The organism is Flavobacterium piscis (genome assembly GCF_001686925.1).
GTDB lineage: Bacteria > Bacteroidota > Bacteroidia > Flavobacteriales > Flavobacteriaceae > Flavobacterium > Flavobacterium piscis.
Window position 1 is genome coordinate 142,767 of the sequence record NZ_LVEN01000046.1, and the last position, 15,714, is coordinate 158,480.

The 15,714-nt window shown below is 34.8% G+C and carries 12 protein-coding genes; 11 read left to right on the forward strand and 1 reads right to left on the reverse strand.

The features are described 5' to 3' along the window. Position 1: 1 nt before the first annotated feature. From nuoF to FLP_RS21800, 11 genes are all read left to right on the forward strand, one after another. Positions 2–1,369, forward strand: a complete 1,368-nt coding sequence (gene nuoF / locus FLP_RS21750) for an NADH-quinone oxidoreductase subunit NuoF (RefSeq protein ID WP_065451602.1) — start codon at positions 2–4, stop codon at positions 1,367–1,369. Positions 1,370–1,452: 83 nt separating this feature from the next. Continuing rightward, positions 1,453–2,484: an NADH-quinone oxidoreductase subunit G gene (locus FLP_RS21755; RefSeq protein ID WP_065451603.1), complete on the forward strand. Its 1,032-nt coding sequence runs from the start codon at positions 1,453–1,455 to the stop codon at positions 2,482–2,484. A gap of 2 nt (positions 2,485–2,486) precedes the next feature. Continuing rightward, a complete protein-coding gene (gene nuoH / locus FLP_RS21760; RefSeq protein ID WP_065451604.1) occupies positions 2,487–3,542 on the forward strand; it encodes an NADH-quinone oxidoreductase subunit NuoH in 1,056 nt (351 codons plus the stop codon). Positions 3,543–3,696: 154 nt separating this feature from the next. After that, positions 3,697–4,242, forward strand: coding sequence for a NuoI/complex I 23 kDa subunit family protein (locus tag FLP_RS21765; RefSeq protein WP_065451605.1), 546 nt, complete (start codon positions 3,697–3,699; stop codon positions 4,240–4,242). Then, positions 4,243–4,782, forward strand: coding sequence for an NADH-quinone oxidoreductase subunit J family protein (locus FLP_RS21770; RefSeq protein ID WP_065451606.1), 540 nt, complete (start codon positions 4,243–4,245; stop codon positions 4,780–4,782). Continuing rightward, positions 4,782–5,102, forward strand: coding sequence for an NADH-quinone oxidoreductase subunit NuoK (gene nuoK, locus FLP_RS21775; RefSeq protein ID WP_017494599.1), 321 nt, complete (start codon positions 4,782–4,784; stop codon positions 5,100–5,102). The genes FLP_RS21770 and nuoK overlap by 1 nt, the downstream gene beginning before the upstream one ends. Before the next feature lie 6 nt (positions 5,103–5,108). Next, complete coding sequence (nuoL, locus tag FLP_RS21780; protein ID WP_065451607.1) at positions 5,109–6,992, forward strand: NADH-quinone oxidoreductase subunit L; 1,884 nt, start codon at positions 5,109–5,111, stop codon at positions 6,990–6,992. Positions 6,993–7,002: 10 nt separating this feature from the next. Beyond that, positions 7,003–8,442: a complex I subunit 4 family protein gene (locus FLP_RS21785; protein WP_065451608.1), complete on the forward strand. Its 1,440-nt coding sequence runs from the start codon at positions 7,003–7,005 to the stop codon at positions 8,440–8,442. A 64-nt stretch (positions 8,443–8,506) separates the two neighbouring features. Then, on the forward strand, positions 8,507–9,898 hold the full coding sequence (locus FLP_RS21790) for an NADH-quinone oxidoreductase subunit N (protein WP_065451609.1): 1,392 nt from the start codon (positions 8,507–8,509) through the stop codon (positions 9,896–9,898). Positions 9,899–10,063: 165 nt separating this feature from the next. Next, positions 10,064–10,837: a Bax inhibitor-1/YccA family protein gene (locus FLP_RS21795; RefSeq protein ID WP_065451610.1), complete on the forward strand. Its 774-nt coding sequence runs from the start codon at positions 10,064–10,066 to the stop codon at positions 10,835–10,837. Positions 10,838–11,333: 496 nt separating this feature from the next. After that, positions 11,334–13,883 (forward strand): pectate lyase family protein, encoded by a 2,550-nt coding sequence (locus tag FLP_RS21800; protein ID WP_065451611.1) that lies wholly within the window; start codon positions 11,334–11,336, stop codon positions 13,881–13,883. Positions 13,884–14,072: 189 nt separating this feature from the next. Here FLP_RS21800 and amaB read toward each other — a convergent pair whose 3' ends face one another. Continuing rightward, positions 14,073–15,626, reverse strand: coding sequence for an L-piperidine-6-carboxylate dehydrogenase (gene amaB / locus FLP_RS21805; RefSeq protein ID WP_065451612.1), 1,554 nt, complete (start codon positions 15,624–15,626; stop codon positions 14,073–14,075). Positions 15,627–15,714 lie beyond the last annotated feature (88 nt).

The following is a 15,714-nucleotide window of genomic DNA, read 5'->3' on the forward strand; positions in this document are numbered from 1 at the left end:
GATGTCACAAAAAATATTATTAGATAAAATCAATATTCCAGGAATTAAAACCTACGAAGTATATCGCCAAAATGGTGGTTATGCATCTGTAGAAAAAGCACTAAAAACCCTTACACCGGATGAAGTTACTGAAGAAGTAAAAAAATCAGGTCTTCGTGGTCGTGGTGGTGCAGGTTTCCCTGCCGGAATGAAATGGAGTTTTATTGATAAAAAATCAGGCAAACCAAGACATTTAGTTTGCAACGCCGACGAGTCTGAACCGGGTACTTTTAAAGATCGTTATTTGATGGAATATATTCCTCACTTATTGATCGAAGGAATGATTACCTCGAGTTTTGCTTTAGGAGCTAACCTTTCGTATATCTACATTCGTGGAGAATATATGTGGGTTTACAAAATACTAGAAAGAGCCATCGCTGAAGCTAAAGCTGCCGGTTGGTTAGGAAAAAATATATTAGGTACAGGTTACGATTTAGAGTTATACGTTCACTGTGGAGCCGGAGCTTATATTTGCGGAGAAGAAACTGCACTTATCGAGTCACTGGAAGGTAAAAGAGGAAATCCTCGTATCAAACCACCTTTCCCAGCAGTTTCAGGACTTTGGGCAAACCCAACAGTAGTAAACAATGTTGAAACTATTGCTACCGTGCCATGGATCATCAACAACTCTGGTGATGATTATGCTAAAATAGGAATTGGACGTTCAACCGGAACTAAATTAATCTCTGCTTCCGGACACATTAAAAATCCAGGAGTTTACGAAATTGAATTAGGATTAAGTGTTGACGAATTTATGAATTCTGACGAATACCTAGGCGGAATGTCTTCTAGCAGACCTTTGAAAGCATTTGTACCGGGAGGATCTTCAGTGCCAATTTTACCAGCTGAATTAATTTTTAAAACAGCAAATGGCGAAGACCGATTAATGTCTTACGAATCTTTAAGTGATGGTGGTTTTGCTACCGGATCTATGTTAGGTTCAGGAGGATTTATCGTGTATAATGACACTGCTTGTGTAGTAAGAAACACTTGGAATTTTGCACGTTTTTACCACCACGAATCTTGCGGACAATGTACACCTTGTCGTGAAGGAACTGGATGGTTAGAAAAAATCTTATGGAGAATCGAAAACGGTCAGGGCCGTGAAGAAGATATCGAATTATTGTGGAGCATTCAAAGTAAAATTGAAGGAAACACAATTTGTCCCCTAGGTGATGCAGCTTCTTGGCCAGTAGCAGCAGCGATTCGTCACTTTAGAGATGAATTCGAATATCATGTTCGTTTCCCGGAAAAAATAAAAAACAGAGATCACTTTGTTGCTGAACCTTTCTCGCAAGTGAAACATTTAGTAGGCAAACAAACAGTTTAAAAATAGTTTAAAGTTTCAAGTTTTTTTGTTTCAAGTTAAAACCTGAAACGTGAAACCTGAAACTAAAAAAACAAAAGCAAGAGATGAAAGTAACCATAGACGGTCAAAGTATAGACGTAGAGCCAGGAACAACGATCCTGCAGGCTGCACGTATGATTGGTGGAGATTTGGTACCGCCAGCCATGTGCTATTACTCAAAATTAAAAGGCAGTGGCGGAAAATGCCGTTGTTGTTTAGTTGAAGTTTCTAAAGGTAGTGAAGCTGACCCAAGACCAATGCCAAAATTAATGGCATCTTGTGTAACAGGATGTATGGACGGGATGGAAGTAAACAGTAAATCATCTGCCAGAGTTACGGAAGCCCGTAAATCTGTAACAGAATTTTTATTGATCAACCATCCGTTAGATTGTCCTATTTGTGATCAGGCCGGAGAATGTGATCTTCAAAACTTAAGTTTTGAGCACGGTAATCCGAAATCACGTTTTATTGAAGAAAAAAGAACATTTGAACCAGAAGATATTGGTCCAAATATTCAACTGCATATGAACCGTTGTATTTTATGCCAAAGATGTGTACAAGTTGCAGATCAATTGACAGACAATAGAGTTCACGGAGTATTAGATCGTGGTGATCATGCTAATATTTCAACTGGAATTTCCAAAGCAATCGACAACGAGTTTTCTGGAAACATGATTGACGTTTGTCCGGTTGGAGCTTTAACAGACAAAACTTTCCGTTTTAAATCAAGAGTTTGGTTTAACAAACCATACAATGCACACAGAGAGTGTACAACTCCTGGATGTTGTGGAAAAACTACCGTTTGGATGTTTGGAGGAGAAATTCAACGTGTTACAGGTCGTAAAGACGAGTATCATGAAGTTGAAGAATTCATTTGTAACTCTTGTCGTTTTGAACACAAAAATGTAAATGACTGGGTTATCGAAGGACCAAGAGAATTTGAAAAAGATTCTGTTATCAACCAAAATAACTACACTCAAAAATTAGAGAAAGTAGAAATCGATACTGAAAAAACTATCCTTATGGGTAGAGATGAAGACCGTAAAAAAATTAGTATGGCTGAAATTCCATTAAATACTAACAACAAAAATTCATAACGATGGTAGATGGTACATTTATTATAGAAAAAAGTGTTGTGATTGTTGTGGTTTTCGCTATAACAATGATCATGGCAATGTATTCTACCTGGGCTGAACGTAAAGTTGCAGCTTATCTTCAGGATCGTGTAGGACCAAACCGTGCCGGATGGGGAGGATTATTACAACCTCTCGCAGATGGTATGAAATTATTCTCAAAAGAAGAATTTTTCCCAAATACACCTAACAAGTTTTTATTCGTTGTAGGACCGGCAATTGCCATGAGTACAGCTTTAATGACAAGTGCAGTAATTCCCTGGGGAGATAAATTACATATTTTTGGTCGCGATGTTCTATTGCAGGCAACCGATATTAATATTGGTATTTTATACATTTTTGGAGTACTTTCTATTGGAGTTTATGGCATCATGATTGGTGGATGGGCTTCTAATAATAAATTCTCTTTGATGGGAGCTGTTCGTGCAGCTTCGCAAATGGTTTCTTATGAAGTTGCAATGGGATTATCAATGATTGCTTTGTTGATGATGACCGGGACTTTAAGTTTAAGAGAAATCTCTCTTCAACAACAAGAAATGAACTGGAACGTATTTTACCAGCCTTTATCTTTCTTGATTTTCCTTATTTGTTCTTTTGCTGAAACTAACAGAACTCCTTTCGATTTAGCAGAATGTGAATCTGAGTTGATTGGTGGTTACCATACAGAATATTCATCCATGAAAATGGGATTCTATTTATTTGCTGAATATGCAAGTATGTTTATCTCAGCTACTATTATTTCTGTTTTATTCTTTGGAGGATATAATTATCCTGGAATGAGCTGGATGGTAGAACATGCTGGAGTAAATATTGCTAATCTATTAGGAATTGCAGCATTGTTTGCAAAATTATGTTTCTTCATATTTTTCTATATGTGGGTACGTTGGACAATTCCAAGATTTAGATATGACCAATTAATGAATTTAGGCTGGAGAATTTTAATTCCGCTTTCAATCATTAATATCATGATTACCGGAGCTGTTATTTTAAGACACGATATCGCAGCAGCTTTAGGATTCTAAGAACCGTAATGCCAAGCCTTGATAGAAGCAGCATCTTTTTATCCGCCGCAGCGGCCAAAAGATATAGCGGATAGCAGGATTAGCTTCAAATAAAAATAAAACAGATTTGATTTGTTTAAACACAAATAGTAAATCGTAAATCATACATTAAAAAATGTCAATAGAAACTATATCATTATCGGGTAGAAAAAAGATGGTCTCGAATAAAGAGATGACTTTTTGGGAACGATTGTATCTTGTGGCGATTGTGAAAGGATTATATATCACACTTAAACACTTATTCAGAAAAAAAGTGACAATTCACTATCCTGAACAAGTGCGTGAAATGAGTCCGGTTTATCGTGGTCAGCACCAGTTAAAACGTGATGAACAAGGTCGTGAAAACTGTACCGCTTGTGGATTATGTGCTTTATCATGTCCTGCTGAAGCAATCACGATGAAAGCTGCAGAACGTAAAGCAGATGAAAAACATTTGTACAGAGAAGAAAAATATGCTTCGATATATGAAATCAATATGTTGCGTTGCATTTTCTGTGGTTTATGCGAAGAAGCTTGCCCGAAAGATGCAATCTATTTGACGACTTCAAAAGTATTAGTTCCTGCTAGCTACGAAAGAGAAGATTTCATTTTTGGAAAAGACAGACTAGTGATGCCTCTTGATGTGGCGATCAAAAATGCTCAACTTAATAATGCTAACTAAATGATACATATTCCTGATTTTGCACACGCGACAACTGTACAAATTATATTTTGTTTCTTAGCGTTTATTACGGTGATTACCGCTTTTTTGACCATTTTTAGCAGAAACCCAATTCATAGTGCTATTTATTTAGTGATTTGTTTTTTCTCAATTGCTGGTCATTATTTACTATTGAATGCTCAATTTTTAGCTATAGTACATCTTATAGTATATTCCGGAGCAATTATGATTTTGTTCCTGTTTACGATCATGTTGATGAATCTTAACGAACGCCATCAAGTACACAGACCCAGAATTACACGTTTAGGTGCAATTGTTTCTTTTTGTTTGATTTGCGTTGTATTGATTGCCATTTTCATTAACTCTAAACCAATTGTTGGTGAATACGATTCAACTGGTGAAGATTTTCAATCGATCAAAGTATTGGGTAAAATATTACTGAACGAATATATGGTTCCGTTTGAATTCGCTTCGGTCTTGCTTTTAGTAGCCATGATTGGAACTGTATTATTGTCTAAAAAAGAAAAATTAAATAAATAATGGGTAATATATTAAATCAAATAGGTATTGAAAACTACATCTTTTTAAGTGTTGTACTTTTCTGTATTGGTATTTTTGGTGTATTGTACAGACGAAATGCTATTATCGTTTTCATGTCTATCGAAATCATGTTGAATGCTGTTAACCTTTTATTTGTTGCTTTTTCAACTTATCATCAAGACGCACAAGGACAAGTCTTTGTATTCTTCTCGATGGCAGTTGCTGCAGCAGAAGTTGCAGTTGGATTGGCTATTTTAGTTTCGATCTTTAGAAATTTAGGTTCGATTAGTATCGATAATTTAAAAAATTTAAAAGGATAAATAAAAATGGATACCAATTTAGCTTTACTTTTAGTTTTATCTCCTTTTTTAGGATTTTTAATCAACGTTTTCTTTGGCAAAAACTTAGGGAAAACAGTTTCTGGTGCAATCGGAACTATTGCCGTGGTAATTTCTTTTATAGTTTCTCTTTTACTTTTTAATCAAATAACTTCAACCGGAAAAGCAATTGAAGTGACTTTATTTGATTGGATTCAAATTAGCAACTTAAAAATCAATCTTGGGTTTTTATTAGATCAATTATCTGTTCTTTGGTTACTTTTTGTAACGGGAATTGGATCTTTGATTCACTTATACTCTATCAGTTACATGCATGATGACGAGAACTTGCACAAATTCTTCTCTTACTTGAATTTGTTCATTTTCTTTATGATTACACTTGTAATTGGAAGCAACTTATTAGTACTTTTCATCGGATGGGAAGGTGTTGGACTTTGTTCTTACCTATTAATTGGATTTTGGCATAAAAACCAGGATTACAATGATGCTGCAAAAAAAGCGTTCATCATGAACAGAATTGGAGATTTAGGTCTTTTAATTGGAATGTTCATTTTAGGCTCTATGTTCTCAACTTTAGATTATGCAACTTTGAAAACGGCAATCGCTGGAGCAACAAACCTAAACTTACCCTTGCTTTCACTAGCAACTTTATGTTTGTTTATTGGAGCTTGTGGTAAATCTGCACAGATTCCGTTATACACTTGGTTACCTGACGCGATGGCTGGACCAACTCCGGTTTCTGCATTGATTCACGCGGCGACAATGGTTACTGCAGGTATCTTCATGGTAACGAGATTAAACTTTGTTTTTGATTTAGCACCAGACGTTCAGACTGTAATTGCAATTATTGGAGCTGTGACTTCATTAGTGGCAGCAACAATTGGTTTAGTACAGACAGATATTAAAAAAGTATTGGCCTACTCCACCGTTTCTCAATTAGGATTAATGTTTTTAGCTTTAGGATTTGGTGCTTATGAAGTAGCTGTTTTTCATGTAATTACTCATGCTTTCTTCAAGGCTTGTTTGTTCTTAGGATCAGGTTCTGTTATTCACGGTTTACACGGAGAACAGGATATGCGTAAGATGGGTGGTTTGCGTAAAGCAATGCCTATCACTTTCTGGACGATGTTGATTTCTTCATTGGCAATCTCAGGAGTTCCATTTTTCTCAGGATTCTTTTCTAAAGATGAAATTTTACTGACTGCTTTCCACAAAAGTATTCCATTATACGTTATAGGATCGATAGCTTCAATCATGACAGCTTTCTATATGTTCAGATTGATGTTCTTAACTTTCTTCAAAGAATTTAGAGGAACTGAAGAACAAAAACATCATTTACATGAAAGTGGTTCATTAATTACTATTCCGCTTATCATTTTAGCTATTTTGGCAACTTTTGGAGGATTAATCAGTTTACCAGGAAATAGCTGGCTGAATGAATATCTGGCTCCGCTTTTCACGAAAGTGGCAGGAGAAGAACATCATTTAGGTACAACAGAATACACTTTGATGGGAGTTGCTGTTTTAGGCGGATTGTTAGGTATTTTAATTGCATACATTAAATACTTCAAACAAGATAATGTTCCGGAAGCCGATGAAAACATTACAGGTTTAACCAAAGTTTTATACAACAAATATTATGTAGACGAAGCTTACGATGCCGTATTTGTTCGCTCTATTAACGGATTATCAAGATTTTTCAGAGACTATATAGAGACTGGTTTATCTGCTCTTGTTTTTGGATTAGGAAAAGTAACTAACGAATTAGCTTTTCAAGGCAAAAAATTACAAAACGGAAGTATCGGATTATATCTTTTTGCCTTTGTTTTGGGGCTTTGCGCCATTGTTTCCTATATATTTTTAGCTAAATAATTTTACAACTATGAACGTTTCTCTTATATTAATTATTCTTCTAATTGGTGCATTTGTCACTTATTTTGCTGGCGACAAACTAGCATCTAAAGTAGCTTTGTTCTTTAGTTTGGCGGCTTTAGGTTGTTCAATTGTATTGCTAAATCATTTTTATGCAGGCGAAAATATCAGTTTAATCAACACCTGGATTACTAAACCTAATATTTCATTTGCTTTAAATGCCGATGGATTAGGAATTGCAATGCTTTTACTGACTGTTGCTTTGACGCCAATTATTATATTCTCTTCTTTTGGGAATGAATATAAAAATGCAAAAGGTTTTTATGCTTTAATTTTATTTATGGCTTTTGCTATGACAGGAACTTTCCTTGCAGCAGATGGTCTTTTATATTATATCTTTTGGGAATTAGCACTTATTCCTATTTACTTTATTGCTCTTATTTGGGGTAATGGTGATGCTGAAGAACGTAGAAAAGCAGTAGTTAAATTCTTTATTTACACACTTGCAGGTTCATTGTTCATGTTAATTGCTTTCATTTATTTATATCAAAAAGCAGGAACTTTCTTGATCGAAGATTTATACAAATTAAATCTATCGGCTAGTGAACAACTTTGGATTTTCTTAGCTTTCTTTTTAGCGTATGCGATTAAAATTCCAATTATTCCTTTCCATACATGGCAGGCAAACGTTTACCAAAAAGCGCCAACTGTTGGAACAATGCTTTTATCTGGTATCATGCTAAAAATGGGATTATACAGTGTTATTCGTTGGCAATTGCCAATTGCACCATTGGCTGCAAAAGAATACATGAATATCTTTATTGCTTTAGGAATTGCCGGAGTAATTTACGGATCGATCGTAGCTTTAAGACAAAGAGATTTAAAGAAATTGTTGGCTTATTCTTCTCTTGCACACGTTGGATTAATTGCTGCAGGAACTTACACATTAACCATTGATGGTTTACGCGGAGCTGTTTTACAAATGATTGCTCACGGTTTTGTTGTAGTAGGATTGTTCTTTGCCGGTGAAGTTATCTTTAGAAGATTCCAAACCAGAGAAATTGGTGAATTAGGCGGTATTCGTACTCAATCTCCAAAATTTACTTCTATGTTTTTAATTTTGGTATTGGCTTCTGTAGCTTTACCAGGAACTTTTAATTTCGTTGGAGAGTTTACTGTTTTGTATAGTCTTTCTCAAATTAATATTTGGTTTGCTGTTTTAGGCGGAACAACTATTATTTTAGGAGCTTATTATATGCTTAAAATGTTTCAAAATGTAATGTTAGGAGAAACGAATTCTAAAACTTTTGCGGATGTTTCTGTTAATGAAGGAATTTCATTCGTAGTAATTATTGCGGTTTTAATATTATTCGGATTTTATCCAAAACCAATTACAGACTTGATTACACCAAGTTTAGAAACAATTCTAAACGTTATCAATAAAAATTAATATTTTAAATAAAAATAAATTAGGGCATCATTAGTTTGAGATTTCCTAAATCAAAAAAACAAAAATGAATACATTAATAGCTATAACAGGATTGGGTATTTTCTGCCTATTGTTTGAAATTCTTAATTTAAGAAAAGCCATAGTTCCTATCACCATTATTGGTTTGTTGGGTGTTTTGGCCATTAACTATTACGAATTTGGATCAACAGCAAGTTACTATAGTAATATGATTGCGGTGAGCAAGTTCTCTACTACGTTTTCATCTTTATTTATTATTCTGACTATTTTCTTAGTAGCATTAAGTCATAACTTTTACGAAAATCATCCAACAAAAATCTCTGATTTTGTGGCTATAAAAATCTTTTTATTAGCCGGAGGAGTTGCTATGGTTTCTTTTGGAAACTTAGCTATGTTTTTCTTAGGCATCGAAATTTTATCAATTGCGCTTTATGTACTGGCAGCAAGCGAAAGATTAAATCTAAAAAGTAACGAAGCAGGTATGAAATACTTTTTGATGGGATCTTTTGCATCAGGAATTATCTTATTCGGAATTTGCCTGATTTACGGAGCAATGGGAACTTTTGATGTTGCTGAAATTCATGAAAGTTCTCTATCTGCCGAATTGCCAATCTGGTTTCCAATTGGAATGATTTTGATGATTATTGGTATGTTGTTTAAAGTTGCTGCAGTTCCTTTTCATTTCTGGGCTCCGGATGTTTACGAGGGATCTCCTGCTTTAACTACTGCATTAATGAGTACTTTGGCAAAAGTAGTAGCGATTGCAACTCTTTATAAATTGGTTTCGGCATTAAATTTTGTTCCTTCTTTAGACAATCAGGATCTTTTAGGAACATTTGAAACTATCGTAGTGATCATTTCAATTGCTTCTATGACTGTTGGTAATATAATGGCATTACGTCAGGTAAATGTAAAACGTATGTTGGCATTCTCAGGAATTTCGCATGCAGGTTTTATGTTGATGACTTTATTAACCGTTGCCACATCAGCAGGTGTTTTATTATATTATACTGCTGCTTATGCATTGGCCGGAATTGCTGCTTTTAGCGTAATATTATATGTATGTAAAAATCAGGACAATGAAGACATTACGAATTTTCACGGTTTAGGAAAAACAAATCCATTGTTAGCGGCAATCCTTACAGGTTCATTATTATCTATGGCCGGTATTCCTATTTTCTCAGGATTCTTCGCTAAATTGTTTTTATTCAATCAAACTATTGAGGCCGGATATATTGCTTTAGTAATTGTTGCTGTTATCAACTCTATTATTAGTGTTGGTTATTATTTCAAATTAATATTAGCCATGTATTCTAAAGAACCAAACCAGGAACGTACAGGAAAACCTTTCCTTATTTATGCCGTTGCTGTAATTTCAATCACTTTAAATATAGTTTTAGGTTTGTTTCCATCATTAGTTTTAGATTTATTGAACTAAAATTTTCAATCAAAATATAAAGAAATCCATTCGCAATAACGAATGGATTTTTTATTTCAGGGACATTCTATTTCAGAAGAGAAATTCATGTTAAAAATTTAACTTAAACAATACGGGCTTCAAAAAAACTCCATATATTTGGGTTCATTTAAATGTATTAGAAATATGAACTTCAACTCAAAAAATCCATTTTTAAGCAACAAGCGTTTTTCATCAAATGCTGTTTCAAAAGCTGAAGAAGTACACCAAGCTCAAATTATTGATTACAATCAGGAAATGACTTTGTCAGGTACTATCAATAAAACAGCTATTTTATTTTTAATATTATGCGGATCTGCAATGGTAACATGGTGGATGGCATTTAACGGAATGAACGCTTTATTACCTGCAATTGGCGGAGCAATAATAGGATTTATTTTGGTTTTAGTTTCAGTATTCAAACCTCACCTTTCTCCATATTTGGCTCCGGGTTATGCCTTATTTGAAGGTTTATTTATTGGAGGAATTTCTGCTATTTTTGAAGCTAAATATCCGGGAATCGTAATAAATGCGGTTAGTGCAACGCTTGTAACTTTTTTAGTTTGCCTGGGATTATATAAATTTAAAATTGTAAAAGTTACGGAGCAATTTAAATCAGTAGTTATTGCTGCAACTTTAGCAATTGCAACCTATTATTTGATTTCATGGATCGCTTCGTTGATTTTTAATTTTACTCCTGTTCATTACGGAAATGGAATGATGAGCATTGGAATTAGTGTTTTTGTTATCATTATTGCCGCTTTGAACTTATTTTTAGACTTTGATCAAATTGAAAAAGGAGTTCAGGAAAGAATGCCAAAATTTATGGAATGGTACGGAGCTATGGGATTAATGATTACTTTAGTTTGGTTATACATCGAATTCTTAAGATTATTATCGAAATTATCAAGTAAAGATTAATTCTTTACTCATATACATACAAAGCCTTTTTGATTTCTCAAAAAGGCTTTTTTTATACCTCTTTTTTAATTAGAACTGGATCGATTACTTCTTTAAAAGGCTATTTTATATCCAGCCTTTTGCATCTTTTTTTGACTAAACTTATTAATCATTTTGTAATATGAATGGCAGGAAGTCTTTTACTTTTTCAAAAAAATACTGCTTTAATATAAATTTAGAATCAAACTCCATCATCTAAATAGCAGTAAGAAAATCCCATAAAATCTCTAAAATAGCTATTGATTTTACACATGTAATAAATTACAATCTGTGCAATTTATTACATATTCGGTAAAAAACAGATCAGTTTTTTATATTATATATTTTTTAGAGAATAAATACTAATAATTTAAAAATAATACTTATTTTTGTGTAATCGATTACATTTTACTGCATTCATTTTAAAGATATAAAATCCACAAAAACCACGCTTTGACTAACTTTAAAACTAAACAACATGAAAAGAGGATTACTTTATCTACTATTTTTATTCGCTACCATACAAACATGGTCACAGCAAATAACAATTAATGAATCATCAGGTTGGCTGGAATCAGCTTATGTAAAATGGATGCCACTTTCCGGAGCAGACACTTATAATGTTTACTACACCGGAGGCGGTCAAACCAATAAAAAAATAGACAACGAATTAATCCGTGATTATGGAACGTATTTTCGCGCCGATATTCCGGGACTTGCTGCAGGAAATTATACTATAACCATTAAACCAGTTACAGCAACAGTAGAAGGATCGGGATCTTCGACACAAAATTTAACAGTATCATCCCATGATCGATCAGGTTTTGCTTTTCACGGTGGTCGTATTCCGGGAGGATATAAAGCAGACGGCACACCAAAAAACAACGCAGTAATTCTTTATATTAGTCAAAATACAAAAAATACTATTTCGATGAATATTACAGGAGCCAGCGCTAATCCATGTGTTGGTTTACAAAATATTCTTTACGGTATCAAAAAAGGAAAAGACACACGTCCTTTTATTATTCGTTTAATTGGAAACATTACCGACATGACTATAATGGAAGGCGGTGATATTACGATAGAAAATGCAAATAATGCCAACAGCTATCTTACCATAGAAGGAGTTGGAGATGATGCTGTTGTAAACGGAATGGGAATAAGACTTAAGTCGGCTTCGAATATTGAGGTTAGTAATCTCGGCTTCATGAATTGCAATAGCACTGCTGGTGATAATATCGGAATGCAACAAGATAATGACCATATTTGGGTACATAATAATGATTTATTTTATGGAGATGCCGGAAGTGACGCTGACCAAATAAAAGGCGACGGAGCATTAGACAATAAAAATTCCACTTATATTACATTAGCTTACAATCACTTTTGGGATAGCGGAAAAGCAAGTCTTTTAGGTTTAAGCGAAGGGACTACAACCGGCTTGTATATTACATATCATCATAACTGGTTCGATCACTCTGACTCGCGCCATCCTCGTGTTCGCTTTTATTCAGCCCACATCTACAATAATTATTATGATGGTAATTCTAAATATGGTGCCGGGTCGACTATGGGATCGTCTTTATTTGTAGAAGGCAATTATTTTAGAAATACTAAAAATCCAATGATGATCTCGATGCAGGGCACGGATGCCTGGGATGAATCGGCTCAGAAAAACAATGCAAAAACAGTAGGAACTTTCTCCGGTGAAGCTGGCGGTAGTATCAAAGCATTTAATAATACCTTTGATGCCGATATCGCTACAAATAAAATGCGATTTGTAGCTTATGGAGACACCAACCCATTGTATAACATTGCAGGAAAAATAAATTCTACCACTGATTTCGATGCCTACGTTGTAACCAATCGCGAAGACCAGATTCCTGCAAGCGTAAAATCATTTTTAGGTGCAAATACTTATAATAATTTCGATAATGATGCATCGTTTTACATAAAAAATCAAATTATCGACGCTCCATCAATAGCCAAAACTAAGGTTATGCAATATGCGGGCAGGGTTTCCGGTGGAGATTTAAAATGGACATTTAATAATGCTGTCGATGATAAATCAGCACTTGTAATTCCGGCTCTTAAAGCAGCACTTACTAATTACGCAAGTACTATGATTGCTATTCAAGGCGAAATTCCTGTTGTTGAAAGTTCTCAGAGCTTAACAACAGACAGTGACATTAATCAAACGGTTACATCAGAAACAGCTATTGAACCAATGATTTTTGTGTGGGGAGGTGACGCAACAGACGTTTCAATAAAAGGATTACCTGCATCCGGAATAACTTTCGTAAAGGATGATACAAACAAAACGATAACGATAAGCGGCACACCAACAGCCACTATTTCTTTTACTATTACCACAAGTGGTACAGGAGGAACTCCTGCAAAATTATCAGGAACAATAAATCTTGAAGGAGCGGTTGCGCCAATTGCCGGTGACGAAATACACGATTTTACTTTATCAGGAAAAACAAGTGATTTTTATACCATAACAGGAAACCTTGCAACCAATAAAGGAACCGTTACTTATAATGGACAAACATTAACGCAATGCCTTAAAATGGAAACTGCGACCGCAATTACTTATACCACAACTCAGCCAAGTACACTAATACTACTATTTGCTGAAGCTGCCGGTACTGCCAAAATTGACGGAACTAACTATACTGCAACAAACGGAATTATAAATGTGCCTATTGCCGCCGGAAATCACACTATTGCAAAAAAAGATGCAGCAAATTTATTCTATATTAAAACGACTTATGCTACATTAGGTTTAAATCAGGACTTCGGGATTTCAAATTTCACAGTATATCCTAACCCTGTAGCAAATCAATTGCATATCGTATCAGAAAATGTTCAAAAAGTGGAAATTTACAATCTGTTAGGAATGTTACTCAAAACTACTGAAAAGGAAACACAATCTATTGATGTAAGCAAGCTTGCGGCAGGAAATTATATTGTAAGGATAACAACCGAAACAGGTACTTTTTCGAAAAAAATAATTAAAAAATAATTTCATTCAAAACTATTAAGCAAAAGTAAAGGCTTCCAAAAAATCGGAAGCCTTTACTTTTGCTTTATAATTTAACTCAACCTGCAGAAATTTTTTCACTCAAAAAATAGTAAAATAAATTAACCCAAATAAAAAACCGCCAATTTAATTTATTTGAAATTAACGGTTTTATATTGAATTTATTTACAATTACAAATCAAATTTGATTCCTTGTGCCAAAGGTAAACTCGTTGTATAATTGATGGTATTGGTTTGACGGCGCATATAAATTTTCCAGGCATCAGATCCGGATTCACGTCCGCCTCCTGTTTCTTTTTCTCCTCCAAAAGCACCACCAATTTCAGCACCTGAAGTTCCGATGTTGACGTTTGCAATTCCGCAATCAGAGCCTACAACAGATAAAAATCTTTCGGCTTCACGTAAATTGTTGGTCATAATTGCTGATGATAACCCTTGTCCTACTCCATTCTGAATCTCGATAGCATTATCAACATCTCCAGAATATTTAATTAAATATAAAACCGGAGCAAATGTTTCGTGTTGTACGATGGCGTATGAATTTTGAGCTTCGGCAATTGCCGGTTTTACATAACAGCCACTTTCATAACCTTCACCGGAAAGTACTCCGCCTTCAACCAAAATTTTCCCTCCTTCGGCAACAACTTTGTTTAAAGCTACAGCATACATTTCGACCGCGTGAGTATCAATTAGTGGTCCAACGTGATTGTTTTCATCAAGCGGATTCCCTATTCGTAATTGTTTGTAAGCTGCTACCAAAGCATCTTTTACTTTATCATAAATACTTTCGTGAATGATCAAGCGGCGCGTAGATGTACAGCGTTGTCCGGCAGTTCCTACTGCACCAAAAACAGCACCAATAACAGTCATTTTGATGTCAGCATCAGGAGTAACAATGATCGCATTATTTCCTCCAAGTTCTAATAATGATTTACCTAAACGTCCCGCAACAGCTTGTGCAACGATTTTTCCCATTCTAGTAGAACCAGTTGCAGAAACTAACGGAATACGAGTATCAGCCGTCATTAATTCTCCTATTTTATAATCACCATTTATCAAACAAGAAATTCCCTCAGGAAGATTATTTTCCTTAATAACCTGAGCAATAATGTTTTGACATGCAATTCCGCAAAGTGGTGTTTTTTCAGAAGGTTTCCAAACGCAAACATCTCCCGAAATCCACGCTAAAGCAGTGTTCCACGACCAAACTGCCACCGGAAAGTTGAATGCCGAAATAATTCCAACTATTCCTAATGAATGATATTGTTCGTACATGCGATGTCCTGGTCTTTCTGAATGCATCGTTAATCCGTGCAATTGACGTGATAAACCAACTGCAAAATCACAGATGTCGATCATTTCCTGAACTTCTCCATAACCCTCTTGCAATGATTTCCCCATTTCGTAAGAAACCAGTTTACCAAGCGCATCTTTATTTTCACGCAACTTTTGCCCAAACTGACGAACAATTTCTCCACGTTGTGGCGCAGGAATCAAACGGAAAGTTTTAAAAGCTGCTGTCGCTGATTGCATTACTTTTTCGTAATCCTCAGGTGATGACATTTTTACCGAAGCAATTAGTTTCCCGTCAACTGGTGAAAAACTGTCTAGAATTTCTCCTGAAGAAAAGTTTTCTATTCCTGTTGATGTTCCTTCATTAATCAATTTGATGCCCAATTTTTCCAGAGCCTCATTCATTCCAAATTGCGATGCTATTGTTGTCATTGTAACTTTTTTAGTTAAAATTGTTATATTTTCATGTAAAGATATTATTTCGAGTTGAATTTCAACCGAAGCAAATTGTTAAAATCAA